Raw genomic sequence first — 24,129 nt, 5'->3', positions numbered from 1 at the left:
ACGAGTGGGCTACGGGCGTCCTACGAGTGGCCGAGGTCCGCGGCCGGCAGGTCGGACTCCGCGTCCGGGACCGATCCGCTGTCGGGGGTCGGTCGCAGGGTGAACTCGTCCGAGGCCATCGAGTCGAGCACCGGCGGGGCGGGTCGCAGCGGCGCCGGCATGACCGCGGCCTCCGAGTGGCCGCCGCAGCCGTAGGACAGCGACACGAGCCGGCCGTCGGCCGGGCTGAACTCGTTCGCGCAGACACCGAAGGCCTGGCCGAGCGAGCCGCCGATGGCCACCAGGAAGCCGCAGGAGACGCAGGAGGCGGGCGCGGCCTGCGCCATCGGGGTCTTGGCGCCGAAGGACTCGTCCCAGCGGTCGGCGGCGGTGTGCAGCCCGTACCGGGAGAGCACGCGCGCCCGGCGCATGCCCAGTTCCTCGGCGACCGAGGTGATGGAGCCGCGTACGGGGACCACCGCGCGGTCGGTGACGTCGGCGTCCTCGGCCTCGACCAGTTCGGCCATCTCGGTGGAGACCACGGAGTTCGGCGGCGGGGTGTCCTCGCCCGACCAGCCCGGCTCCAGGCGCAGGTCCTCGGCGTCGGTCGGCAGCAGGTCGCCCGGGCCCATGTCGCCGGGGCGCAGCCGCTCGCTCCACGGCACCCACTCGGGGGCCAGCAGCGCGTCGTCGCCGGGCAGCAGCACCGTTTCGTCGAGGGTGACGTTCTTCGCGCGGGAGGCGCGGGTCACGGTGACGGCCCAGCGCCAGCCGCGGTAGCCCGGTTCCTTGGACTCGAAGAAGTGGGTGACGACGCGGTCGCCCTCCGCCACGGCGGAGACGTGTGCGCCGACCACTCCGGGGAAGGCGGCCTCCTCGGCCGCCGCGCGGGCGAGTTCTACCGCCTCGACGCACAGGCGGTCGGGGGTACGCGGGGTACGGCTTCGCGTCGTCGCAGCACTCACTGGTCTCGTTCTCTCCTACGCCGTCTCACGTGTGCGCCGTCCGTACTGTCGTCCACAACGACCCGTCGGTGCTGTCCGTACGTGGCACGGGCGGAGCGGACCAGAGGGCCGCGTCGACGTCCGCACCCGATCGGACTCCGGGCGCACCTCACTGCGACCCATTCTGCGGGATCACGAAGAGGCGCGCGGCCAGGAGCAACCGCCGGTGGCGCGCTACGCACGCTACCTCTTCTTAAGCCTCGGGCACACATGCAAGGTCCGATTCGCGGACAAGCCACCGGGTGCGCGACGCGCCGGGAGGCGCCCCGGGAGGGCCGGGTGGGGCACTATGTCGAGTGTGGCACCCGTACGGTCGTCCGACGACGGCTCGGGACCGGCCAGGCGGGCCGGCCGGGCTGTCGGGCGTGCGCTGCACCTTCCGGCGCGCGGGATCCGGCGGGCCACGCACGCGCACGGGGCCGGTGAATCGGGCCTCGGCAAGCTGATCGAGCTGCACGCCATCAACGGCGCCGGCGACATGTTGATCACGGTGGCGTTGGCCTCGACGGTGTTCTTCTCCGTTCCCACGGACGAGGCACGGGGCCGGGTGGCCCTGTACCTCGGCATCACGATGGCTCCCTTCACCGTGCTGGCCCCGGTGATCGGCCCGCTCCTGGACCGGTTGCCGCACGGCCGTCGGGCTTCGATGGCGGCCGCGATGTTGGCCCGCGCGCTGCTGGCGCTGCTGATGTCGGGGGCGGTGGCCACGGGGGGCATCCAGCTGTATCCGGCGGCGCTCGGCGTGCTGGTGGCGTCGAAGTCGTACGGGGTGGTGCGCAGTGCGGTGGTGCCCCGGCTGCTGCCGCCGAAATTCTCACTCGTCAAGGCGAACTCGCGGGTCACGCTGGCCGGTCTGCTGGCCACGGGCGTGGCGGCGCCGGTGGGTGCCGCGCTGAATCTGATCGGGCCGCAGTGGCCGCTGTACGGGGCGTGCCTGGTCTTCGTGTGGGGCACGGTCGCGGCGTTCACGCTGCCGCACAAGGTGGACGAGGCCAAGGGCGAGCGCCGGGCGCGGTTGTCCACGCACGAGGCGCATTCGAAGCGTCCGGGCCTGCGGACGGTGAGCCGTTCGGTGTTGTGCGGGCTGTTGGCGAACGCCTCGATGCGTGCGCTGTCCGGGTTCCTGATCTTCTTCCTGGCGTTCCTGCTGCGCGAGCATCCGCTGGCGGGGCAGAGCGCGGCGGTGTCGCTGGGCATCGTGGGCGTCTCGGCGGGCGTGGGCAACGCCTGTGGCACGGCGGCGGGCGCGTGGCTGCGGGCGCGGGCACCGGAGGCGATCATCGCGGCGGTGCTGTGCCTGACGTTGGCGGTGGCGGTGCTCGCGGCGGTGTTCTTCAGCGGGGTGTTCATGGCCGTGCTGGGCGCGACGGCGGGCTTCTGCCAGGCGTTGGCGAAGCTGTCGCTGGACGCGATGATCCAGCGGGACGTGCCGGAGTCGGTACGGACCTCGGCGTTCGCCCGTTCGGAGACGCTGCTCCAGGTGGCGTGGGTGCTGGGCGGTGCGATCGGCATCGTGCTGCCGCTGAACGGCGTACTGGGCATGGCGGTGGCCGCGGCGATCGTGGCCCTGGGTACGACGATGGCCCTGCGCGGCGTCCTGACCTCCCCCCGCCCACACGCGGGCACCTCCCGGCCCCGCGTGGCGTGACCTTCCCGTGCGGGGGCCGGGCGGGCTGAAAGACAGCCCCGCCGGCGTTTGAGGCGCGGGGTCCGGGGCGGAGCCCCGGGAAGCCCGGGTGACGGCTTCGCGCAACCGGAGCAACGCCGCGCCGCAGGCCACCGGGACCCCATGCAGCGGCGCAGCCCAGGGGCCCGATAGCCTTCGGCTCATGACCGCACCGCTTTTCTCGGGTAGGGCCCGCCGCAGCGTCGCGGCCCTCGGAGCCGTGTCCGCCGGCCTCCTCCTCCTCTCCGCCTGCGGCGAGAAGCCGACGCCGCTGGCGACCGTGACGGTCGGCACCTCGTCGGTGTCCGCCGAAGCCTCCTGCCACAACGACGGCAAGGAGCTCTCCTTGGACCAGGTCCAGGAGTGCCTCACCAACATCAAGAACCCCAAGACCGTCGAGTACGCCCGGGGTGACACCCTGCGTCTGGGGGTCGAGCCGGAGGTCGTCGAGGACGGCAGGCGCTGGTCGGCGGTCCTGGACGGCCAGCCGATCACCGAGCCCTCCTCGAACACCTACCGCAGCTTCCCGGGCGCCGACGTCTTCGCGACCGGCGGCGAGGGTGAGGCGCCTTCCTCGAAGAAGCTGGCGTTCCTGCAGATCGCCGAGGACGGCAAGCCGCTCGCCGTCTGGTCCTTCAACCTCAAGCTCAAGTAACCGGGCGGCAGAGGTGCGCGCGCTCGTCGTGACCGCGGTGGCGGCGGAGGCAGACTCCGTCACCACCGGGCTGACCCCTCATCCGGATGCCTTCGGTCCTGAACCGCGCACGCTGCCCGGCAGTTACCTCATCGACCGCCGGGACCTTCCGGGCATCGCCTTCGACGTGCTCGTCGGGGGCGTCGGTCCGGCGGCGGCCGCCGCCGGGACCGCCACCGCCCTGGCCCTCGCCGACTACGCGCTCGTCGTCTGTGCCGGTATCGGCGGCGGGTTCGCGCCCGCCGCCCCGCTCGGTTCCCTCGTGGTCGCCGACGCGATCGTCGCCGCCGATCTGGGGGCCGAGACCCCCGACGGCTTCCTCGACGTGACGGAGCTCGGCTTCGGGCACAGCGTGCACCTGCCGCCCGCCGAGCTCGCCGCGCGCGCCGCCGAGGCGACCGGGGCGCTGCTCGCGCCCGTGCTGACCGTCTCCACCGTGACCGGGACCGCCGCCCGGGCCGCCGCGCTCGCCGCCCGGCACCCGATGGCCGGGGCCGAGGCCATGGAGGGGTTCGGGGTCGCGGAGGCGGCCGCCGCGCACGGGCTGCCCGTACTGGAGATCCGCGCCGTGTCCAACGCCGTGGGCCCTCGTGACCGTGCCGCCTGGCGGATCGGGGAGGCGCTCACCGCGCTCGCCGACGGCTTCCGCGTGCTGGGGCCCGTACTCGCGAACTGGGGAGAACGCCATGAGCACGACCACCGGTGAACCGCTGAGGATCGCCTATTCGCCCTGCCCGAACGACACGTTCGTCTTCGACGCGTGGGCGCACGGTCGGGTCCCGGGCGCGCCCGCCCTCGACGTCACCTTCGCGGACATCGACCTCACCAACGGCATGGCCGAGCGCGGTGAGCTGGACGTGCTGAAGGTGTCGTACGCCGTGCTGCCGTGGGTGCTGGAGGAGTACGCGCTGCTGCCCTGCGGCGGGGCGCTGGGGCGCGGCTGCGGCCCGCTGGTCCTGACCCGCGAGCCGGGGCTCGACCTGACGGGGAGGACGGTCGCGGTGCCGAGCGAACGCTCCACCGCCTACCTGCTGTTCCGGCTGTGGGCGGCGGACGTGCTGCCGGAGGGCGTCGGCAAGGTCGTCGTCCTGCCGTTCCACGAGATCATGCCGGCGGTCCGCGACGGGCGGGTGGACGCCGGTCTGGTGATCCACGAGGCCCGGTTCACCTATCAGGACTACGGGCTGCACTGCCTGGCCGACATGGGTGAGCACTGGGAGTCCACGACCGGCCTGCCGATCCCGCTCGGCGCGATCATCGCCCGGCGCTCGCTGGGCGCGGAGCGGCTGCGCGCGCTGGCCGAGTCGGCCCGTACGTCGGTCCGGATGGCCTGGGACGACCCGGAGGCCTCCCGCCCGTACGTCCGCGCGCACGCCCAGGAGCTGGACCCGGCCGTCGCCGACCAGCACATCGGGCTCTACGTCAACGAGTTCACCGCCGACCTCGGCGACTCCGGCTACGCGGCGGTGCGCGGGCTGCTCACCCGGGCGGCGGCCGAGGGACTGGTACCGGCCATCGCGCCCGGCTCGCTGGACTTCCCGCGGGGCTGATGCCCCGCACGCACGACCGCGCCCCGCCGCTCTTGCGAGTGGCGGGGCGCGGTCGTGGACGCGTGCCGGTGAGGCTCAGACGTCGAGCTGGTCGGCCACCGCGCGCAGCAGTCCGGCGATCTTCGTGCCGTGCACCTTGTCGGGGTAGCGGCCGCGCTCCAGCATCGGAGTGATGTTCTCCAGCAGGGTCGTGAGGTCCTGCACGATCGAGGCGAGCTCGTCGGGCTTGCGCCGCTGCGCCGCCGCGACGGAGGGTGCCGGGTCGAGTACCGTCACAGAAAGCGCCTGGTCACCGCGCTGGCCCGCGACGACACCGAACTCGACGCGCTGGCCGGGCTTGAGAGCGTCCACCCCGGCAGGGAGCACCGACGAGTGGACGAAGACGTCGCCGCCGTCGTCACGGGAGAGAAAGCCGAAGCCCTTCTCACTGTTGAACCACTTGACCTTGCCGGTAGGCACGTCCGTCCTCTGTCCTTGTGCTCGTCGGGGTCCGAAGGGCCGTGAACGGCTCCGGACAACAGCGCAGCGGGCCATGTGTGACCCGCCACCTCAAGGCTAATGGTCAGGGGCCGGGTGACAAGACGTTCCCCGGTCCTTCGCCGTCGGCTGCCTTCGGCCAGGCAACTACCCTGGTGAGGTGACTGTTACTCCTCATTCCGACGAAGCGCGGCCCGGTGACGGACTCGTCAAGGCCGGCGGCATCGTGTTCATCGCCGGGGCCGTGGCCACGCTGGCGACCATGGCTCCGCTCTTCCTCGACGTCGACCCGTTCCCGCCGTACGCATGGGCGGTGTGCATGCTCATGGGCGTGGGCTTCGCCATCTCCGCGGCGGGCGTGCTCCGCTCGGCCGCGGCGCAGCGCAGGGCGGCCCGGGCCTCGCAGGCCTAGGCCGTGCCGCCGCCTAGACGGGCTGCGCGGCGAGGTACCCGGCGAGCCACTGCGGCAGTGCGGTGAGGTCGGGCAGGACCACGTCGGCGCCCGCCTCGCGCAGTTCCTCCTCGGGGCACGGGCCGGTCGGCACCACCACGGACAGCGCGCCGGCGGTCCGGGCGCCGCGTACGTCGCCGACGTGGTCGCCGACGTAGACCTGCGCCCCGTACTCGCGCAGCGCACCGGCCTTGGCCTCCGCCCAGAGCCAGCCGACGACCGCGTCGGCCTCGATGCCGAGGTGCGACAGGTGCAGGCGGGCGTTGGGCTCGTGCTTGGCGGTGACCACGATCGCGCGGCCGCCCAGGGCCTGGACGGCTTCGATCGCCTCACGGGCGCCCGGCATCGCCGGGGTGGGCGCGATGGCGTACGTGGGGTAGATCTCCCGGTAGCGGTCGGTCATGGCCGGGATCTCGGCCTCGGGGAACCAGTGCGCGAGCTCCTCCTCCAGCGGCGGGCCCAGCCTGGTGACCGCCTCGTCGGCATCGATGAAGGTTCCCGTCTCGGCGGCGAGGGCCTGGTAGGTGGCCTTGATACCCGGGCGCGAGTCGATGAGGGTCATGTCGAGGTCGAAGCCGACGGTGAGGTTCATGCCCCCATTGTGCCGAGGCGGCCGGACGGCAGACCGACCGAGGGCCGGCCACGGGCCGACCTGCGGGCCTACATCAGGAGAACGCCCGCTCTTTCGGCCCGCCGGCGTTCGAGGCGCTCTCTCAGCCCCGCCGGCGTTCGAGGCGCTCTCTCAGCCCCGCCGGCGTTCGAGGCGCTCTCTCAGCCCCGCCGGCGTTTGAGGCGCTCTTTCAGCCCCGCCGGCGTTTGAGGCGCGGGGGGTCCGGGGGCAGCGCCCCCGGCAACGGCGCCGCACTCGGCTACCGACGTCGCGCCCGCCACACCAGGTACCCGGCAGAGGCCAGCGCCGCGCCCCGCAGCACCCACGGCCACATCCCGTGCAGCGCCCCGCTCAGCTGGTCGTCGGCCAGGGTCTCACCCCACTTGCCGTTCATCCGGCCCCACACCCACAGCACCGCCCCCGCCAGCACCGCGCCGGGCGGGCCGAAGACGGCCCACTTCCGCTCGGTGGGCCCCAGCACGCGCGAGGCGTACGGAAGGAGCCAGCCCACCACGAGCAGCAGCCAGTAGCCGGTGAGCACGCCGACCACGAGTACGGCCGCGGCCAGCAGCAGGAAGGCGTTCGGCCGCGGCCGACCCGCCACGGCCACGGCGGCCTCGGCTCCGGGGGCGGCTGCCGCCGCCTCCTTCTTGGCGCGCCGCCGCTCGCGCAGGAACCGTACGAGGCTCTGCGCGCCCTTCTCGTCCGCCGCGGGCGGAGCCGACCCGCCCTTGCCGGCCTCCGCCGACTCCTCCTCCAGGCCTTCCTTGAACAGGTCCGGGATCTCGATGCCGCCCGCGAAGCCCTCGACCTGGGGGCCCGCCCCGTGCGTCCCCGGGCTCATCCGCCACCAGTCGGGCTCGGCCCCGCCGGAGGGGCCGAGGTCGTCCAGGCCGGCCAGGTGCGGCGGCACGTTCTCCGGTTCCGCGGCGCGCACCGGGGGCGTGGTCCGGCCGCGCAGGCGGCCCGGACCCCGCTGGACGGGGACCGACAGGCCGGGGTCGGCGGGCGCCGCCGGGGCCGGGGTCGGGGTCGGGGCCGCGCCGTGCCGGGACCCGGCGGCGCCGAGGGTGCCGAGGGTGTCCAGGACCTCCTCCGGCGTGCCGATCCGCTCCAGGATGCGGCGTACGGCGGCCGGGGTGTCCGGGTCGTACTTGGCGCGCCGACGGTCGATCTCGTCCCGCAGCCCCGACACCAACCGCATCCGGTCGCCGGAGGACAGCTGCCGCTGTTGCGCCAAGTCCCCGACGCGGCTCAGATATTCGTAGACCAGATGGTCGCTTTCGATCCCCACGCCCAGGCTCCTCCCTTACCGCCTGTCCCGAAGGTAGCGCGTGCGCCCGTGGAGCTGCTGCGGGCGCAGCGGATACCGTTGACCGGATGGGGACCGGCCGACTGACCGGCCGACGCGACCAGGAGGCGACTGTGCCCGAGGCAAGCACTGCGGCGGGATCCGCCGGCGGGAGCCCGGCGGGAAGCTCCCCGCGCTCACTCGCCGAGGCGCTGCGCGCCCGTGACGACGCGGCGCTCGCGGCCCTGTTGCGCGCCCGCCCGGACCTGCTCGGCCCGGTGCCGGGCGATGTGACGCAGCTGGCCACCCGGGCGGGTACCCGGGCCTCGGTGGTGCGCGCCTTGGACCGGCTGGACCGGTTCGCCCTGCAGACCGCCGAGGCGCTCGCGGTGGGCCCGGACCCGTGCCCGTACCCGGTGCTGGAGGGGCTGCTGACGGGTGGTGAGGACGAACGGGCCCGCGCCGCGCTCCCCGAAGCCGTGGCCACCCTGCGCGACCAGGCCCTGCTGTGGGGCGACGAGGACCGGCTGCGGCTGGTCCGCACGGCCCGCGAGCTGCTCGCCCCCTCCGCCTCCCGCCCCTCCCCCACCGGGCTGGGTCCCACCGTCGCCGAGGCCACCGCCGGGATGTCGCCGACCCGGGTGCAGGAGATCGTGGCGGCCGTCGGGCTGCCCGCCACCCATGACCCGGTGTCCGCGGTGACGGCGCTGACCGGGCTGTTCACCGACCCGGAGCGGATGTCGGCGTTGCTGGACGAGGCTCCGGCGGAGGCCCATCAGGTGCTGGGCCGGCTCGTGTGGGGGCCGCCGTACGGGGAGGTGACCCCGAATCCGACGCCGCCGGTGCGCTGGCTGCGCGACCGGGGGCTGCTGCTGCCCGCGACGGCCCGGACCGTGGTGCTGCCCCGCGAGGTGGCACTGCACCTGCGCGGCGGGCTCGCGCACCGGGACACCGCGCCGGTGGCGCCGCCCGTGCCCGCGCTGCGCGAGCACCGTCCACAGCTTGTGGACGCGAACGCCGCCGGGCAGGCGCTGGCCGCGCCGGCCACCGTCGAGGAGCTGGTGAAGTCCTGGGAGCACGCCGGTCCGCCGGTGCTGCGGGCGGGCGGGCTCTCCGTACGGGACCTGAAGCGGACCGCGGCCCTGCTGGACACGACCGAGCAGCAGGCGGCCTTCTGGGCCGAACTGGCCTACGCGGCCGGGCTGCTGGCCGGTGACGGGGAGGCGGACGAGAGATACGCGCCCACCCCGGCCTTCGACGACTGGGTCGAACTGCCGCCCGCCGAGCGCTGGTCGCACCTCGCGACCGCCTGGCTGGCGGCCACCCGCACGGCCCCGCTGGTCGGCGAGCAGGACACCAAGGGGCGCACGCTGTCCGCGCTCGGCCCCGAACTCGACCGCTCCGCCGCCCCCGAGGTGCGCCGGCGGGTGCTGGAACTGCTCGGTGAGCTGCCGGAGGGCGCCTCGCCCGACCCGGAGACCTTGTTGGCGCGGCTCGCCTGGGAGCGTCCCGTACGCGGGGCGAGCGATCTGCGGGCGCGGCTCGCGCGCTGGACGCTGGCCGAGGCCGAGGTCCTGGGGGTGACCGGCCGGGGCGCCCTGTCCGGGCCCGGCCGGGCCCTGCTGGAGGGCCGCGACCCGGCGCCGCTGCTGGCCCCGCTGTTGCCGGAGCCGGTGGACCACGTGCTGTTGCAGGCCGACCTGACGGCGGTGGCCCCGGGTCCGCTGCGCCGCCCGCTGGGCGACACCCTGGCCGTGCTCGCGGACGTGGAGTCCAAGGGCGGGGCGACGGTGTACCGGTTCACGCCCGGCTCGGTGCGCCGGGCCCTGGACGCCGGGCACGCCGCCGCCGACCTGCACGCCTTCCTCAAGGAGCACAGCCGTACCCCGGTGCCGCAGCCGCTGGCCTACCTGATCGACGACGTGGCCCGCCGGCACGGGCACCTGCGGGTCGGCGCGGCCTCCTCGTACGTGCGCTGCGACGACGACGCGATGCTGGGCGAGATCCTGGCGGACAAGCGTTCGGCCGGGCTGGGGCTGCGCCGCCTCGCGCCGACGGTGCTGGCGGCGCAGGCGGATCCGACCGTCCTGCTGGAGGGGCTACGGGCGATGGGGTACGCGCCGGCCGCGGAGTCCCGTACCGGCGACGTGCTGGTGGCGCGGGCCGACGCGCACCGCACGCCGGCCCGCTCGGCACCCGTACCGGTGCCGGAGGGCCCGCCGGTGCCGGACGCCACGCTGCTCGCGGCGGCCGTGCGGGCGATCCGCGCGGGCGACGTGGCGGCGACGGCGGTGCGCAAGGAACCGGCGGTGACCTCGCCGGCCGGGGTGCCGGGCGAACTGCCGCGCACGAGCGCGGCGGAGACCCTGGCGACGGTGCAGGCGGCCGCGCTGACCGGATCGGCGGTGTGGATCGGCTACGTGAACGCGGAGGGCTCGGCGAGCCAGCGGGTCATCGCGCCGGTCCGGGTGGAGGGCGGCTTCGTCACCGGGTACGACCACACGGCGGACGAGGTACGGACGTACGCGCTGCACCGGATCACCGGTGTCGCGGAGTTGGCGGACGACCAGGTGTAGGAGCGGACGGGGCGGGACGGCGAACCGGCGCCCCGGCGCGGGCTGCTCACGCGTCCAGGATGTCGGCGAAGACGACCACGACGGCGCTCTTGCCGAACTTGTCCGCCTGTTCCTCCCGGTGCTCACCCGTCCGTACCAGGATCCGGTCGACGCGGATCTTCGTGCCGAGCGGGAAGGTCATCTCCTGCTCGGACTGGTTGTTCGCACCGAGCGACCTTCCCTTGTGCCCCTCCGGCAGGCCGAACTCCCAGACGATCTCCTTTCCCGCCACATAGCTGTGGGTCAGCGGATCGCCGAAGGTGGTCGACAGGATCGCGGGCCACACGATCGTCCTGCCGACCGTGACGTAGCCGCCGTCCGGATGCTCATCGGGCCTCAGGATCCCGCCGAACGACTCGTACAGGTGCTTGCTGTCGCCGCGCATCACCTTCCCGTCCGCGTTCGCGGACGGGACCGGGAAGTCGCTCCACACGCCGTTGATCCGGGCGTAGATCTCGTAGGTGTTCCGCAGGTGCTCCGAGTCCCACGACGCCGCGGCCGCCTCGTCCGCATAGCCGCGTGCGACGGCCAGCTCGCGCCACGCCCGCAGGACCGCGTCCTCCTTCGACCGGTAGGAGAAGGCGGGGTCCGCGATCTCGTCGGGGGCGAAGCCGACCTGCGCGAAGGCCGCCAGCAGGGGATTGATCCGGCGGTAGTCCGCGCTGAGGTAGTTCTCGCCGAGGTCGAGGTCCTTGCGCTTCTGCTCGGCGGCGACGACCGCCGGATCCGTCTCCTGCCGGCGAGCGGCCTCGTAGTTCCTACGGGACTCCTCGCGCCCTTCGACGGTTCCCCATTCCTTGGCGCTGGGGGACACGCGGAGCTTCTTCGCCTGCGGGTCGTCCGTCTCGGCGATCAGATAGGACCCGAAATTGAATTTGGAGATCTCGTAGCGCTTCGTGCTGTCGCCGTCGTCCTCGTGCTTGACGACGGGGGTCTTCGGCGCGAGCCCCATCGGCAGGGCACGCTGGACGGCTGCCTCGCCGCCCTGCCGGGGCGCGTGGGCCGGGTCCGCGCCGTGCTCGGCGTGGGCGGTGTGCGGGCCGTGGGCGGCGTGCGGGCCGTGCGCCGGCTCTGCGGCCGGTGCCGAAGCCGGTGCCGGTGCCGTGCCCCGCATCACGCGGACCGCGTTGGCCTCGGCCGCACGTTCGAACGTGTCGGACGGGTCGCTGACCTTGAGGCCGTCGCCGGTGTCGGTGCCCGACACGGGGCCGGTGCGCTGCTGGATGACGTGGGTGAGTTCATGGGCGAGCGTGTGCTTGTCCCCTCCGCCACGGCCCACCACGACATGGTTGCCGGAGGTGTAGGCCCGGGCCCCGATCTCGGCGGCGGACCGCTGGGCCGTACTGCCGGTGTGGATGCGCACGTCGGAGAAGTCCGCGCCCAGCCGGGCCTCCATCTCGCCGCGGAGCGAGGGCTCCAGCGGCTCTCCGCGCGCATCGAGTACCCGGTGCACGGAGGAACGCTGCACCATCCGCGCCACCGCCGCGTTGCCCGCGGTGCGTTGCAGCGCGGCGAGCGCGCCCGGCCCGGGCGCGGGGCTCCCGGGCGCCGGGGACCCGCTCCGGTCCTGCGGCCGGGTCAGGGGCGCCCGGGGCGCGGGGGCCGGTCGCTCCGGCTGTTCGCGTTCACGTTTCATGGTGGCTCCCGGTGGTGGAGGTCTGGTCCTTCCCTCCTAACACGTGGGGGCCACCGCCCGAGAGGGCCGCGGGGGCAACGCCGGGGCAGCCCGACCGCCCCCGCGTCCCACGGCCTACCGTGCCGACCCGGCCGGTTCAGTCCCGGATGATCAGGACGACGAACCCCGCGACGAGGCCCACCAGCACCGCCAGCAGGGAGTAGCGGGGCCGGGACTCGCGCAGCACCGGAAGGTGGTGGTCGACGGCGAAGCGGCCCGGCCCGGTGAGGGTGAGGGCGACGATCGCGGCGAACAGCACCACTTCGAGCTCCACGCCCTTGGGCGGGAAGTAGGCGCCGAGGCCCCGGACGTCGAGGATGTTGACGAAGACGCCGATCAGGGCCGCTCCGGCGAGCGGGGTGAGCAGACCGATGGCCAGGGCGAGGCCGCCCAGGGTCTCGGAGAGGCCGGAGATGACGGCCATGGCGTCCCCGGCGGGGTAGCCGGCCATCGTGAAGCCCTTGCCGGTGGCGGTGAGGCCGGGACCGCCGAACCAGCCGAAGAGTTTCATCGCGCCGTGCCCGGCCATGCTCAGGCCGACGACGAGCCGGAGCAGGAGCAGGCCGGTGTCGTGGGTGACGGTGGTGGCGGGAGCCGAGGAGGTGCTGAAGAGCGTGCGGTCCCAGCTTGCTTGCGTCATGAGGGTCCGTTCCGACGTCGCCTGTGGGCGCCTGTGGGGGCCTGTCACCCTAGGCGGCACGTCGATGACGACCGGTGCGCAACGTGGCCGCGCCTCCCCTCGCCCTTTGGCGTCTACCCGTTCGGCCCTGAAACACGTGAAGCACGTGAACGTGCCTGTGCCGCCAGGCTCAGCAGCTTGTCCACCGGCCACTGGTCGTCCGCGTGCGCCCCGTACCCGGCGGCCATGACACGTCCGTCCGGCGCGATCAGGAAGTCCGCCGGCAGCCCCAGACGCCCGCCGTCCTGGACGAGCGTCGGCGGCTTGGCCCGGCCGCGCAGGATGTCGAGGGTGCCGACGGCGATCGCCCGCCAGGCGCGCGCGGCCAGCAGGGCGCGGTAGGAGGACTCGACGCCGAACTCCGCGTACAGCCGCTTGCGCGGGTCCGCTATGACGGCGAACGGCAGGTCGGCCACGTGCTCGCGCAGCTCGTCGGCGCCGGAGTGGAAGACCACGACCTCCCGGATCCCGGCGGCCTCTATCTCGGCGTGCCGCCGCACGATCGAGCGCAGGTGCAGATGGCAGGGCCTGTCCGGAACGGCGTCACGGGCCTACGCCGACGAGTGGACGGTCGCCATCCGCGACGTGACCCCGCTGGTCCGGGTCCGGTGAACCGGAGGCGGCGCGGACCCTCCTCCCGGTGGAGACGCCCTGTCCGGCGGGGCCGCTGGAGCACTTGGGCGCGTAGCCGCCCGTGTCACGTCCACCGTCCCGGGACACCTCGACGAAACAGATCGAGGGCATTCCGTTTTCGCAGGTCAGAGGGTACGGAAGAGAGTCCGGGGCCTGTTGCACGGCGGTGACATCTCGACGACGGATTGGCGATGTGATCTATGTGAAGATCAGTTCATCGCAGCAGCGACCGGGGGGAAAGAAACCGGACCGCCGGCGAGAACAGCACCAACGGCCCGGCGTTCTGACGCCGGAGTTCCGACGCCGGCCACCTCGCTCGGCCGCTCAACCTCTGCTCTGCCTCTCGGCCTCGGCCGCCACTGTCGTCTGATCCTGAAGATTCCTGGGGGAGTCCACCATGTCCGCTCGCATCGCCACCTTCCGCACCGCCTCCGCCGCCGTCGTCGCCATCGCCGGTACGGTCCTGATGCCCCTGTCGGCGCACGCCACCGAGGGCAACCCCGAGGCGCTGAAGACCACGATGAGCGCCCCGGTGCCGAGCGGCCCCCTGACCCGCGGCGGTGCGGCCGAGACCTTCGAGCTGACGGTCACCAACACCACGGACAAGGTCTCCTCCTACCACCCGTGGATGCTCCTCGACCCGACGGGCGCCAGCCCGCTCCAGCAGAGCGACGTGGTCTACAAGGTCGAGCCGCTGAGCGCACCGGCGACCGAGTACAAGATCGGTCAGCAGGACGGCGAATGGCAGGGCATGTTCCACCCGGCAGGCAAGCCCTCCGAGGGCTTCGAGATCCCGGCCGGCGGCAAGATGACCTGGAAGCTCACCATCGGCCTCGGCAAGAGCTACCCGACCACCAACGGCGACTTCACGCTGCGCGCGTCGAGCCACTCGGCTGAGATTTCGGAAGCCAACGCGGCCTCCCTGACCTTCAAGACGGCCCCGGCGGTCAAGACCGGCAAGCTGGAGAGCTCCTTCAAGAACGTCGGCGCGTGCAAGGTCCCGTCGCCCCAGTGCAAGGAGATGGACCTGACCTACCGGCTCACCGGCGACGGCGAGTTCGGCGAGGCACTCGCCACCAAGCTGAACCTGGGCTTCGACTCGAACGCCGAGCACCCCGACCTCCAGGTGGAGGCGCTGGTCGACGGCAAGTGGGTGCGCTACGGCACCACCGACCCCTACAACGTCATGCTGCCGACGATCCCGAAGGGCTTCAGCGCCGCCGCCGGCGAGCGGGTCCTGCACCTGCGCACCAGCTTCGGCCCGCACACGGACTTCAAGAAGGCCACCACCGTCAAGCTGCAGGCGACGATCGGCCTGACCGAGGGCAACACCTACCAGTTCGCCGGCGCCGACACCCAGTTCCAGCTCACCCCCGCCACCACGCCGACGACCCCGGCCCCGACCTCCCCGGCCCCCACCACCCCCGCGCCCACCTCCCCGGCCCCGACCTCCCCCGTGGCGACCACCCCGGCCCCGGCCACGACGGCCCCCACCACGGCGAACGCCCCCGCCCCCACCGGCTCCCTCGCGCACACCGGCTCGGACTCCGACACCGGCCTGTACACCGGCCTCGCCGGCGCGCTCATCGCCCTCGGTGGCGCTGCCGCCTGGCTCGGCGCCCGCCGCCGCAAGGCCGTCCGCGGCTAGTACCACCGGTACGACGGGGAACACGACGGCGCGGGGGCCCGGCACACCATGTGCCGGGCCCCCGCGCCGTCTCCCCTACGGTGTTCCCAGCCGGCCGCCCGCCCACCGCCACTTCCCGACCCTGCGCGAGGCCGCCCCCGAGATCCTCGCCTTCGCCAAACCCGTCCCCGCCGACGTGTGGGGCACGGCCGAAATCCAGCCCCGCCAGGGGGCACCTCCCAGCGGTAGCCGGGGGAGTTCGAGGCGCGAGGTCCGGGGCGGAGCCCCGGCAGCGGCGCCGCACCCGATGCCGCACTCCGCAGCCCCCGCGCGCCCAGAACTGCCCACCCGCGGAGCGATACGGCAGACTGGAGGTTTGGCCGCCCGCGTCCGGGCGGTCCTCCCGCGCCGAAAGGGACGTGCGTGAACGGGCCCCTCATCGTCCAGAGCGACAAGACCCTCCTTCTCGAAGTCGACCACGAGCTCGCCGGAGCCGCCCGGCGGGCCATCGCCCCCTTCGCCGAGCTGGAGCGGGCGCCCGAGCACATCCACACCTACCGGATCACCCCGCTCGGCCTGTGGAACGCCCGGGCCGCCGGCCATGACGCCGAGCAGGTCGTCGACGCGCTCGTCGAGTTCTCCCGCTACCCCGTACCGCACGCGCTCCTCGTCGACGTCGCCGAGACCATGGCGCGCTACGGCCGCCTGACCCTCTCCAAGCACCCCGTGCACGGCCTGGTGCTGACCAGCACCGACCGGCCGGTGCTGGAGGAGATCCTGCGCTCCAAGAAGGTCGCCCCGCTCGTCGGCGCGCGGCTCGACGCCGACACCGTGGCCGTCCACCCCTCCGAGCGCGGACAGATCAAGCAGACCCTGCTCAAGCTGGGCTGGCCCGCCGAGGACCTCGCCGGTTACGTGGACGGCGAGGCGCACCCGATCGACCTGGCCGAGGACGGCTGGGCGCTGCGCCCGTACCAGCAGCAGGCCGTCGAGGGCTTCTGGCACGGCGGCTCCGGTGTGGTCGTCCTGCCCTGCGGCGCCGGCAAGACGCTGGTCGGCGCCGGAGCCATGGCGATGGCCAAGGCGACGACGCTGATCCTGGTGACCAACACCGTCTCGGCCCGCCAGTGGAAGCACGAACTGGTCAAGCGGACCTCGCTGACCGAGGACGAGATCGGCGAGTACTCCGGCACCCGCAAGGAGATCCGGCCCGTCACCATCGCCACCTACCAGGTCCTGACGACGAAGCGGAAGGGTGTCTACCCGCACCTGGAGCTCTTCGACTCCCGGGACTGGGGTTTGATCGTCTACGACGAGGTGCACCTGCTGCCCGCGCCGGTCTTCAAGTTCACTGCCGACCTGCAGGCGCGGCGCCGACTCGGCCTGACCGCGACGCTGGTGCGCGAGGACGGCCGGGAGTCGGACGTCTTCTCCCTCATCGGACCGAAGCGGTTCGACGCCCCGTGGAAGGAGATCGAGGCGCAGGGCTACATCGCGCCCGCCGACTGCGTGGAGGTCCGCGTCAATCTGACGGAGTCGGAGCGGCTCGCGTACGCGACCGCCGAGACGGAGGAGAAGTACCGCTTCTGCGCGACGACGGCGACGAAGCGCAAGGTCACCGAGGCGCTGGTGGCCAAGCACCGCGGTGAGCAGACCCTCGTCATCGGCCAGTACATCGACCAGCTCGACGAGTTGGGCGAGCACCTGGACGCTCCCGTCATCAAGGGCGAGACCTCCAACGCGCAGCGCGAGAAACTCTTCAACGCCTTCCGCGAGGGCGAGATCAGCGTGCTGGTCGTCTCGAAGGTCGCCAACTTCTCCATCGACCTGCCGGAGGCCACCGTCGCCATCCAGGTCTCGGGCACCTTCGGCTCCCGCCAGGAGGAGGCCCAGCGTCTGGGCCGCGTGCTGCGGCCGAAGGCGGACGGCCACGAGGCGCGGTTCTACTCAGTCGTCGCGCGCGACACGATCGACCAGGACTTCGCGGCGCACCGCCAGCGGTTCCTCGCCGAACAGGGGTACGCCTACCGGATCATGGACGCCGACGAGCTGCTGGCGAGCGACTGACCCCGGCACGCGCGGGCGGTCAGGGCCGCCAGTAGGGGCGCGCACCAGACCCACAGCGGCGGCCAGTCCAGCACCAGGGCCCGGGCCGCGTCGGCCAGGTGCCGGGTCCAGAACTCGGCGGAGGCCTCCGGCAGGACCAACAGCCCCAGCAGGGCGGTCCCGACGGAGGCCGCCAGCGCCGTGAGCCCCGCGCGGACGCGGCGGGTCAACAGGAGGTACGCGGCGATGGCCGCCGGGGCGAGGGTGATCCCGGCGGCGACGCCCAGCGCGAAGCCCTTGCCGAGCGCCGACCGGGGCCGGCCCAGATCCCACAGCACCAGGCAGGCCAGTGCCAGGTTGATCAAGGCGGCCGGCGGTGCCTGGAACAGCGGCTGCAGCCACAACCCGGCGATGGTGGCGGCCAGTACCGGCCCGGGCCGGGACCGCAGTCCCGCGAGGCGGCAGGACAGGGTGATCAGCAGGGCGAGCAGACCGGCGTCACCGAGGACGAGGACGGCCTTCAGCGCGCCGCTCGGCAGCCACGCGGCGGGCGTGAACAAGATGGCGGCGAACGGCGGATACGTGGTGGGCGGCCCCCACTCGGCGGCGGAGAAACCCTGGACGAGGGCGTCGGCCACCGGAATGCGCAGGGCGATGCAGAGCACGCCGAGCAGCAGCAGCGAACCGGTCAGCAGCACACCGACGAGAGATGACGGCGAGCGGCTGGCAACGGAACTCCGGGTCACCCGCGAGACCCTAGTGGATCAGTGGACGTGCTGCGCGGGGCCCGAGGTCAGTGACGTATGACGCCCGCGTCCTCGCCGTATTCACCGAGCACGACGACGCTCACGGCGGTCGCCGCGAAGATCTTGACGGCGCGCAGCATGCCGCCGAGGCCGTTGCTCGGAAGGGAGTCGGATTCGGCGCCGCTAGGACGGCTGCCCTGGAACGAGGTGAAGGGTGCGGGGCTCATGTGTCCATGGTGCGTTTTCGCGCCGTCCCGCACATCGCTCCCGGGAGGGAACCTCACGGCCCCCCGAGTCCTCCTCCCGTCGCATGCGTACCCCTAGGGGTGGATACCGAGGTCTGACACTCCCGAGTACGACACCCGTCCGGATGCACCGATACCGACCGCGACGGACCCTGGGAAGGTCCGCGGTGCCGGCGACCACGCCTTGGGAGTGATCCGCATGAACCACCGTTCCCGGACCCAGCGCCTCGCGCTGCTCTCCGCGTCGACAGCCCTGGTCACAGCCGGGCTGCTGCCGTCCACCACCGCGTTCGCCGCGCCACCGCACCGCGCCGCGGTCGCGGCTGCCGTCGCGGTCGCAGCCGCCCCCACGCCCACGCCGGCGCCCTCGGAGTCCCCCGCGCAGTCGGTGAAGACCACCGATCCCCCCACCGGCATCACGGCCGAGCTCCCCGGAAAGGCCAAGGTGCGCACGGGCGCCGTCCCGATGGAGGGCGATTCGATCGACGCCCGCGTGTACGGGGTGGACACCCCGGACGGAGCCACCGGCTTCGCCGTCTACGACATGCCGGGCGACCGCATTCCGCTGGAGGACGCCCTCAAGGGCTTCGTCGACGCGTACAGCCTGATGGGCGGCGGGAACCTGACCAGCTCGAACGTCCGTAGGACGACCGTGGACGGCCACCCGGCCCTGGACGCGACCCTCACCGGCAAGGACGGCGCCGAGTCGATGGTCGGCTCCATCCGCTTCATCTCCGACGACGACCACCTCGTCATGGCCGTGACCTACGGCGGCGAGGAGAACGAGAAGGCCCTGGACACCATGCACCAGCAGCTCCTCGACTCCCTCCGGATCCCGTGATCTCCGTCCCCTGATCCGCCGGCCCCCGCCGCCCGTTATTCGTTCGCGCCGCACCGCCCCGGTGGCTAGAATCTCCGCTCTTGCCGCCTCCCGCCGCCTCATCGGGGAGAGCCGCCCTCCGGCCGGAAACCGGCGGGCCATCTGTTCCGCATCCAGCAGCTGGAGGCAGTTCCGTGCCCGCGCACGCCCCCGAGACCACGCACGACGACCCCGCCGCGAAACCGAGCCCGAACACGAACCCGAGCGCGGACCCGACCCCGAGCGCGGACCCGACCGCGCCGACCGCGGCGACCGACCCGCTGGGCCGGGAACGGTCGCACCTCGCCGCCTCGCGTTCCGCCCTGCGCGCCATGCGCGAGGACGTCGAGTCCCTCGACATCCGCGACGTCACCGCGAACTGGGTCAACGCGATCGTCCTCCAGGCCCAGATCGACGACCGCATCAAAGCCCTCGCCGACCTCGCCCACACCCCGCTCTTCTTCGGCCGCCTCGACTACCTGCACGCGCCCGGCGCGGAGCTCGCCGAGGGCGCGGAGGGCGAGCAGTTCTACATCGGCCGCCGGCACGTCCACGACGCCGACGGCGACCCCATGGTCATCGACTGGCGCGCGCCCGTCTCCCAGCCGTTCTACCGGGCCTCCAAGACCGACCCCCAGGACATCTCCCTGCGCCGGCGCTTCGGATACACCGGCGGCGAGCTGACCGCGTACGAGGACGAGCACCTCTCCGACCCGGCCGAGGCGGCCGCGGTCAGCAAGCTCCTCCAACAGGAGATCGAGCGCCCGCGCGTCGGCCCGATGCGGGACATCGTCGCGACGATCCAGCCCGAGCAGGACGAGATCGTCCGCTCCGGCCTGTCCGGCTCCGTCTGCGTGCAGGGCGGCCCCGGCACCGGCAAGACCGCCGTCGGCCTGCACCGGGTCGCGTACCTGCTCTACGCGCACCGCGACCGCCTCGCTCGCACGGGCACGCTCGTCATCGGGCCGAACCGTTCCTTCCTGCACTACATCGAGCAGGTCCTGCCGGCCCTGGGCGAGCTGGAGGTCAAGCAGGCCACCGTCGACGACCTGGTCGCCCGCCCCGGACTGGAGGTACTCGGCACGGACGCCGCCGAGACCGCCGTGGTCAAGGGCGACGCCCGCATGGCGCAGGTGCTGAGCCGTGCCGTCCGCTCGCACGTCACCCGCCCCACCGAGCCGCTGATGGTGGTCCGCGGCTCGCGCCGCTGGCGGGTGCCCGCGTACGAGCTGGAGGAGATGGTCGAGGAACTGCAGAAGCGCGACATCCGCTACGGCGCGGCCCGCGAGGCCCTGCCGCAGCGCATCGCGCACGCGGTGCTCGTACGGATGGAGCAGGCGGGCGAGGCCCCGGACGACCGGGTACAGGACGCGGTGGCCCGCAACGCGGCGGTGAAGGCGGTGGTCAAGGAGGTCTGGCCGGCCGTCGAACCGGCGAAGCTGGTCCTGCGCCTGCTGTCCGACCCGGAGTTCCTCGCGCTGCACGCGGCGGACCTGCTCAGCGAGGACGAGCAGAAGCTCCTGCTGTGGCCGAAGCCGTTCCGGAGCGTGAAGTCGGCCAAGTGGTCGGCGGCGGACCTGGTCCTGATCGACGAGGCGACCGACCTGGTGGAACGGACGCATTCGCTGGGCCATGTGGTCCTCGACGAGGCGCAGGACCTGTCGCCGATGCAGTACCGGGCGGTGGGACGGCGCTGCACCACGGGCTCGGCGACGGTCCTCGGTGACCTCGCGCAGGGCACCACGCCGTGGGCCACGCGCAGCTGGGACGAGGCCCTGACGCACCTGGGCAAGCCGCAGGCGGTGCTGGAGGAGCTGACGGCGGGCTTCCGTGTGCCGCGCGAGGTGATCGCCTACGCCTCTCGGCTGCTGCCGTCGATCTCCCCGGGCCTGGCTCCGGTCTCCTCCGTCCGTGAGACGCCGGGCTCGCTGCGGATCGCGGAGGCCGCGGACCTCACCGCGGCGGTACTGGCCGCCTGCCGGGAGTCCCTGACCCACGAGGGCTCGATCGGCCTGATCGCGGCGGACGCGCGGATCCCGGCGCTGGCCGAGGCGCTGGCGGCGGCGGGCCTGCCGTACCTGTCCCCCGGCGAGGAGACGACCGCGGAATCCCGCCTGACGCTGGTCCCGGCGTCGCTGGCGAAGGGCCTGGAGTACGACTACGTGGTCCTGGACGAGCCCGCGGCGATCGTGGACGGCGAGCCGGACGAACGCACGGGCCTGCGCCGCCTGTACGTCTGCCTGACCCGCGCCGTCTCGGGCCTGTCCGTGCTGCACACGGCCGCCCTGCCGGCGGCGCTGCTGCCCTGACGGGGGCTCCGCCCCCGGACCTCCGCGCCTCAAACGCCGGCGAGGCTGAAGAACCAGCCTCGCCGGCCCCCGATCCGCGAGCCGGCGGCGAAGCCCGACTTCCAGCCTCGCCAGCCCCCCGATCCGCGAGCCGGCGGCGAAGCCCGACCTCCAGCCTCGCCGGCGTTTGAGGCGCGGGGTCCGGGGCGGAGCCCCGGGAGCCGACCCGCAGGTCAGGCCAGGGCGGTGCGCCAGGCGGCGACGGCCGCCGCCGAGACCGGGCCGTCCCACCCGGAGGGACGCGCCGCGCCGCCGATGTGGAAGGCGTCGATCCCGCCCGCGCGCAGCACCGGCAGGTGCGCGAGCGTCAGCCCGCCGCCCACCAGGATCCGCGCCCCGTACCCCGGCTCACCACCCCGCGCCGCCTCCGCGAGCAGCACCGGCAGCCCGGCCGCCACACCCGCCGCCGAGCCCGCCGTGAGGTACGTGTCGAGCCCCGGCAGATCGGCCAGCGCCTTGCGCAGCTGGTCCCGGTCCGCCGCGCGGTCGATCGCCCGGTGGAAGGTCCACCGGCAGCCGTCCAGCTCCGCGACGACCGCCTCGACCGCGGCCAGGTCCGGGGCGCCGTCGGCGTCCAGGAAGCCGAGGACGAACTCCCGCGCGCCCTCCGCCCGCAGCTCCCGAGCCACCCGGACCAGTTCGGACACGTCGCCGGCCGCGAACCCGTCCGTCCTGCGGAGCATCACGCGCAGCGGGATGTCGACCGCCGCCCTGATCGCCGCGAAGGTCTCGCGCGGCGGGGTGAGCCCGTCGGCGGCCATGTCGGTGACCAGTTCGAGTCGGTCCGCCCCACCGGCCTGGGCCGCGACCGCGTCCTCCACGTCGAGGGCGATCACCTCCAGGAGCGCACGGTTGCTCATTCGATCCCATCCTTCTTCGGCAAGCTCGGGAACCCCCCTACCAAAGGAGAGGTCTAGTCCAATATTCAGAATACGGGCCTCCACCCGCCCTTCACCAGCACAATCACGCCACCCCACAATGTGCCCATGGACACAGGCACCCAGAGCAGCGACACCCACCCGGACACGGCCGATCTGCGGGCCCGCTGGCAGGCGACCGTCACCGCCGCCGGCGCCCCCGCCGACCGTGATCCCGCGCCCTACGCCGACCGCCTCCTGGCCGCCTGGGCGGAGCCGCAGCGCCGGTACCACACCACCGCGCACCTGGCCGACGTACTCGCGCGGATCGACGTACTCGCCCCGCACGCCGCCGATCCGGCCGCCGTGCAGCTCGCCGCCTGGTTCCACGACGCCGTCTACCGCCCCGACCGGTCCGAGAACGAGGAGCGCAGCGCCGCCCTCGCCGAGCGCGCCCTCCCCGAGCTCGGCATCGACCCGGCCCGCACCGCCGAGGTGGCTCGCCTCGTCCGGCTCACCGTCACCCACGACCCCGCCCCCGAAGACACCGACGGCGAGGCGCTCTGCGACGCGGACCTGGCCGTCCTGGCCGGGGCTCCCGACGCCTACGCCGCCTACGTCGCCGCCGTCCGCGCCGAGTACGGCTTCGTCCCGGACGACGCCTTCCGCACCGGCCGCGCCGCCGTGCTGCGCCAGCTGCTCGACCTGCCGCGGCTCTTCCGCACGCCGTACGGGGCCGCGCACTGGGAGGCCCCGGCCCGCGCGAACCTCGCCGCCGAGCTCGCCACACTCGCCCCTCAGGGAATTTGATCGCGTTCGCACTGGTTGGTGACAGTCATGCCCGCAGCAGCCGCACGCCCCCGCATGCCCGTCGCCGTCTACGTCCTCGGACTGTCCGTGTTCGCGCTCGGCACCAGCGAATTCATGCTCTCCGGGCTGCTGCCACCCATCGCCGAGGACATGGGCGTCACCATCCCGCAGGCGGGCCTGCTCATATCCGCGTTCGCGATCGGCATGGTCGTGGGCGCACCGCTGCTGGCCGTGGCCACCCTGCGACTCCCCCGCCGCACCACCCTCGTCTCCCTCATCAGCCTCTTCGGCCTCGGGCAGGTCGCGGGCGCGCTGGCCCCCTCGTACGAGCTCCTCTTCGCCTCCCGCGTGGTCTCCGCGTTCGCCTGCGCCGGCTTCTGGGCGGTGGGCGCGGCCGTCGCCATCGCCATGGTCGACAAGGACCAGCGGGCCCGCGCGATGGCCGTCATGATCGGCGGCCTGTCCATCGCGAACGTCCTCGGCGTCCCCGCCGGCGCCTTCCTCGGCGAGCACCTGGGCTGGCGCTCCGCCTTCTGGTCGGTCGCCGCCGCCTCCGCGATCGCCCTCGTCGGCATCCTGGCGCTGATCCCGAAGATCCCGCTGCCCGCCGAGAAGCCGTCGCTCGGGCGCGAGCTGCGCATCTACCGCGACCGGCAGGTGTGGCTGTCCATCGGCATCACGGCGCTGGCCGCGGGCGGCGTCTTCTGCGCCTTCAGCTATCTGTCACCGCTGCTCACGGACGTGGCCGGGCTGGACTCGCAGTGGGTCCCGTGGATCCTCGGCCTCTTCGGCATCGGCGCGCTGGTCGGCACCACCGTCGGCGGCCGGATCGCCGACGCGCACCTGTTCGGCGTGATGATCTGGGGCATCACCGCCTCCACCGTCTTCCTCACCGCGCTCGCCCTGCTGGCCGGCGCCGCCGCCGCGGCGATCGCCCTCGCCTTCCTGCTCGGCTTCTCGGCCTTCTTCACCGCCCCGGCGCTCAACGCCCGCATGTTCAACGTGGCCGGCGCCGCCCCGACCCTGGCAGGCGCCACCACCACGGCCGCCTTCAACCTCGGCAACACCGGCGGCCCCTGGCTCGGCGGCACCGTCATCGACGCCGGCCTGGGTTTCGCCGCCACCGCCTGGGCGGGCGCAGCCATGACCGTCACCGCGATCGCCCTCACCGTGCTCGCGCTGCGCCTGGACCGCCGCCGGACCGCCCCCACCCGCGTCGTGGCCTCCTCGACACCGGCCTTCGCGAGCGTGGCCGAGAAGGTCTGAG

The 24,129-nt window shown here is 73.5% G+C and carries 22 protein-coding genes and 1 pseudogene; 13 read left to right on the top strand and 10 right to left on the bottom strand.

From position 1 onward, the window contains the following. Positions 1–20: 20 nt before the first annotated feature. The gene (locus BCL76_RS15570) at positions 21–944 is read right to left on the bottom strand and encodes a DUF3027 domain-containing protein (RefSeq protein ID WP_109780092.1); all 924 of its coding nucleotides are present in this window, start codon (positions 942–944) and stop codon (positions 21–23) included. A 328-nt stretch (positions 945–1,272) separates the two neighbouring features. Between BCL76_RS15570 and BCL76_RS15560 the strand changes: the two genes are divergently transcribed. From BCL76_RS15560 to BCL76_RS15545, 4 genes are all read left to right on the top strand, one after another. Beyond that, complete coding sequence (locus BCL76_RS15560) at positions 1,273–2,631, top strand: MFS transporter (protein ID WP_109780091.1); 1,359 nt, start codon at positions 1,273–1,275, stop codon at positions 2,629–2,631. 181 nt (positions 2,632–2,812) lie between these two features. Further along, entirely contained in the window at positions 2,813–3,304 is a 492-nt protein-coding gene (locus BCL76_RS15555; protein ID WP_109780090.1) for a DUF2771 domain-containing protein, read from the top strand. 13 nt (positions 3,305–3,317) lie between these two features. Further along, positions 3,318–4,049, top strand: coding sequence for a futalosine hydrolase (locus tag BCL76_RS15550; RefSeq protein ID WP_109780089.1), 732 nt, complete (start codon positions 3,318–3,320; stop codon positions 4,047–4,049). After that, positions 4,030–4,893, top strand: a complete 864-nt coding sequence (locus tag BCL76_RS15545) for a 1,4-dihydroxy-6-naphthoate synthase (RefSeq protein ID WP_109780088.1) — start codon at positions 4,030–4,032, stop codon at positions 4,891–4,893. Before BCL76_RS15550 ends, BCL76_RS15545 begins: the two co-directional genes overlap by 20 nt. A gap of 75 nt (positions 4,894–4,968) precedes the next feature. Here the strand turns inward: BCL76_RS15545 and BCL76_RS40325 are convergent, their stop codons facing one another. Further along, complete coding sequence (locus tag BCL76_RS40325; RefSeq protein WP_030012939.1) at positions 4,969–5,352, bottom strand: cold-shock protein; 384 nt, start codon at positions 5,350–5,352, stop codon at positions 4,969–4,971. A 178-nt stretch (positions 5,353–5,530) separates the two neighbouring features. Here BCL76_RS40325 and BCL76_RS15535 point away from each other — a divergent pair, with 178 nt between their 5' ends. Further along, positions 5,531–5,782 carry a hypothetical protein gene (locus BCL76_RS15535; protein ID WP_030727717.1) on the top strand — a complete coding sequence of 84 codons (252 nt, stop codon included), beginning with the start codon at positions 5,531–5,533 and terminating at the stop codon, positions 5,780–5,782. Between the two features lie 13 nt (positions 5,783–5,795). Here the strand turns inward: BCL76_RS15535 and BCL76_RS15530 are convergent, their stop codons facing one another. Together BCL76_RS15530 and BCL76_RS15525 are read right to left on the bottom strand one after the other, a co-directional pair. Then, on the bottom strand, positions 5,796–6,413 hold the full coding sequence (locus BCL76_RS15530; protein WP_109780087.1) for an HAD family hydrolase: 618 nt from the start codon (positions 6,411–6,413) through the stop codon (positions 5,796–5,798). A 277-nt stretch (positions 6,414–6,690) separates the two neighbouring features. Continuing rightward, on the bottom strand, positions 6,691–7,725 hold the full coding sequence (locus BCL76_RS15525) for a hypothetical protein (protein ID WP_109780086.1): 1,035 nt from the start codon (positions 7,723–7,725) through the stop codon (positions 6,691–6,693). Positions 7,726–7,811: 86 nt separating this feature from the next. Here BCL76_RS15525 and BCL76_RS15520 point away from each other — a divergent pair, with 86 nt between their 5' ends. Next, positions 7,812–10,298, top strand: coding sequence for a helicase-associated domain-containing protein (locus tag BCL76_RS15520; RefSeq protein WP_109780085.1), 2,487 nt, complete (start codon positions 7,812–7,814; stop codon positions 10,296–10,298). Between the two features lie 46 nt (positions 10,299–10,344). Here BCL76_RS15520 and BCL76_RS15515 read toward each other — a convergent pair whose 3' ends face one another. From BCL76_RS15515 to BCL76_RS15505, 3 genes are all read right to left on the bottom strand, one after another. Continuing rightward, entirely contained in the window at positions 10,345–11,973 is a 1,629-nt protein-coding gene (locus BCL76_RS15515) for an eCIS core domain-containing protein (RefSeq protein WP_109780084.1), read from the bottom strand. 136 nt (positions 11,974–12,109) lie between these two features. After that, positions 12,110–12,652, bottom strand: coding sequence for a DoxX family protein (locus BCL76_RS15510; protein WP_109780083.1), 543 nt, complete (start codon positions 12,650–12,652; stop codon positions 12,110–12,112). 113 nt (positions 12,653–12,765) lie between these two features. After that, complete coding sequence (locus BCL76_RS15505) at positions 12,766–13,191, bottom strand: AhpC/TSA family protein (RefSeq protein WP_219933952.1); 426 nt, start codon at positions 13,189–13,191, stop codon at positions 12,766–12,768. Between the two features lie 25 nt (positions 13,192–13,216). On the opposite strand from BCL76_RS15505, the pseudogene BCL76_RS39780 reads away from it, so the two are divergent. The 3 genes and pseudogenes from BCL76_RS39780 to BCL76_RS15490 form a co-directional block, all read left to right on the top strand. Continuing rightward, a pseudogene (locus tag BCL76_RS39780) lies at positions 13,217–13,379 on the top strand (DUF4291 domain-containing protein); the annotation flags it as partial. 342 nt (positions 13,380–13,721) lie between these two features. Then, complete coding sequence (locus tag BCL76_RS15495; RefSeq protein ID WP_181382564.1) at positions 13,722–14,972, top strand: LPXTG cell wall anchor domain-containing protein; 1,251 nt, start codon at positions 13,722–13,724, stop codon at positions 14,970–14,972. Positions 14,973–15,374: 402 nt separating this feature from the next. Further along, positions 15,375–17,018, top strand: coding sequence for a DNA repair helicase XPB (locus BCL76_RS15490; protein ID WP_109780082.1), 1,644 nt, complete (start codon positions 15,375–15,377; stop codon positions 17,016–17,018). On the opposite strand, the gene BCL76_RS15485 is transcribed toward BCL76_RS15490, so the two are convergent. Both BCL76_RS15485 and BCL76_RS15480 read right to left on the bottom strand, forming a co-directional pair. Beyond that, positions 16,976–17,743, bottom strand: coding sequence for a glycosyltransferase 87 family protein (locus BCL76_RS15485; RefSeq protein ID WP_109780081.1), 768 nt, complete (start codon positions 17,741–17,743; stop codon positions 16,976–16,978). The two genes, BCL76_RS15490 and BCL76_RS15485, sit on opposite strands and share 43 nt — an antisense overlap. A gap of 47 nt (positions 17,744–17,790) precedes the next feature. Further along, on the bottom strand, positions 17,791–17,970 hold the full coding sequence (locus BCL76_RS15480; RefSeq protein WP_109780080.1) for a hypothetical protein: 180 nt from the start codon (positions 17,968–17,970) through the stop codon (positions 17,791–17,793). A 217-nt stretch (positions 17,971–18,187) separates the two neighbouring features. Between BCL76_RS15480 and BCL76_RS15475 the strand changes: the two genes are divergently transcribed. Both BCL76_RS15475 and BCL76_RS15470 read left to right on the top strand, forming a co-directional pair. Next, positions 18,188–18,829 (top strand): hypothetical protein, encoded by a 642-nt coding sequence (locus BCL76_RS15475; RefSeq protein WP_109780079.1) that lies wholly within the window; start codon positions 18,188–18,190, stop codon positions 18,827–18,829. A 173-nt stretch (positions 18,830–19,002) separates the two neighbouring features. Beyond that, on the top strand, positions 19,003–21,156 hold the full coding sequence (locus BCL76_RS15470) for a HelD family protein (protein WP_375137920.1): 2,154 nt from the start codon (positions 19,003–19,005) through the stop codon (positions 21,154–21,156). Positions 21,157–21,368: 212 nt separating this feature from the next. Here BCL76_RS15470 and BCL76_RS15465 read toward each other — a convergent pair whose 3' ends face one another. Then, entirely contained in the window at positions 21,369–22,055 is a 687-nt protein-coding gene (locus BCL76_RS15465; protein WP_109780078.1) for a copper homeostasis protein CutC, read from the bottom strand. Positions 22,056–22,181: 126 nt separating this feature from the next. Between BCL76_RS15465 and BCL76_RS15460 the strand changes: the two genes are divergently transcribed. Then, positions 22,182–22,862, top strand: a complete 681-nt coding sequence (locus BCL76_RS15460) for an HD domain-containing protein (RefSeq protein ID WP_109780077.1) — start codon at positions 22,182–22,184, stop codon at positions 22,860–22,862. Positions 22,863–22,916: 54 nt separating this feature from the next. Next, positions 22,917–24,128, top strand: a complete 1,212-nt coding sequence (locus BCL76_RS15455; RefSeq protein WP_109780076.1) for a Cmx/CmrA family chloramphenicol efflux MFS transporter — start codon at positions 22,917–22,919, stop codon at positions 24,126–24,128. Position 24,129: the final 1 nt, after the last annotated feature.

The organism is Streptomyces sp. CG 926, from assembly GCF_003148825.1.
Lineage (GTDB): Bacteria > Actinomycetota > Actinomycetes > Streptomycetales > Streptomycetaceae > Streptomyces.
This window is presented reverse-complemented; position numbering and strand designations above follow the sequence as displayed.

Coding starts and splice junctions, on each gene's coding strand:
- BCL76_RS15510 (WP_109780083.1), bottom strand. CDS start 12,652: ATGACGCAAGCAAGCTGGGACCGCACGCTCTTCAGCACCTCCTCGGCT.
- BCL76_RS15455 (WP_109780076.1), top strand. CDS start 22,917: ATGCCCGTCGCCGTCTACGTCCTCGGACTGTCCGTGTTCGCGCTCGGC.
- BCL76_RS15460 (WP_109780077.1), top strand. CDS start 22,182: ATGGACACAGGCACCCAGAGCAGCGACACCCACCCGGACACGGCCGAT.
- BCL76_RS15560 (WP_109780091.1), top strand. CDS start 1,273: ATGTCGAGTGTGGCACCCGTACGGTCGTCCGACGACGGCTCGGGACCG.
- BCL76_RS15495 (WP_181382564.1), top strand. CDS start 13,722: ATGTCCGCTCGCATCGCCACCTTCCGCACCGCCTCCGCCGCCGTCGTC.
- BCL76_RS15545 (WP_109780088.1), top strand. CDS start 4,030: ATGAGCACGACCACCGGTGAACCGCTGAGGATCGCCTATTCGCCCTGC.
- BCL76_RS15475 (WP_109780079.1), top strand. CDS start 18,188: ATGAACCACCGTTCCCGGACCCAGCGCCTCGCGCTGCTCTCCGCGTCG.
- BCL76_RS15465 (WP_109780078.1), bottom strand. CDS start 22,055: ATGAGCAACCGTGCGCTCCTGGAGGTGATCGCCCTCGACGTGGAGGAC.
- BCL76_RS15520 (WP_109780085.1), top strand. CDS start 7,812: ATGGGGACCGGCCGACTGACCGGCCGACGCGACCAGGAGGCGACTGTG.
- BCL76_RS15530 (WP_109780087.1), bottom strand. CDS start 6,413: ATGAACCTCACCGTCGGCTTCGACCTCGACATGACCCTCATCGACTCG.
- BCL76_RS15555 (WP_109780090.1), top strand. CDS start 2,813: ATGACCGCACCGCTTTTCTCGGGTAGGGCCCGCCGCAGCGTCGCGGCC.
- BCL76_RS15480 (WP_109780080.1), bottom strand. CDS start 17,970: ATGAGCCCCGCACCCTTCACCTCGTTCCAGGGCAGCCGTCCTAGCGGC.
- BCL76_RS15515 (WP_109780084.1), bottom strand. CDS start 11,973: ATGAAACGTGAACGCGAACAGCCGGAGCGACCGGCCCCCGCGCCCCGG.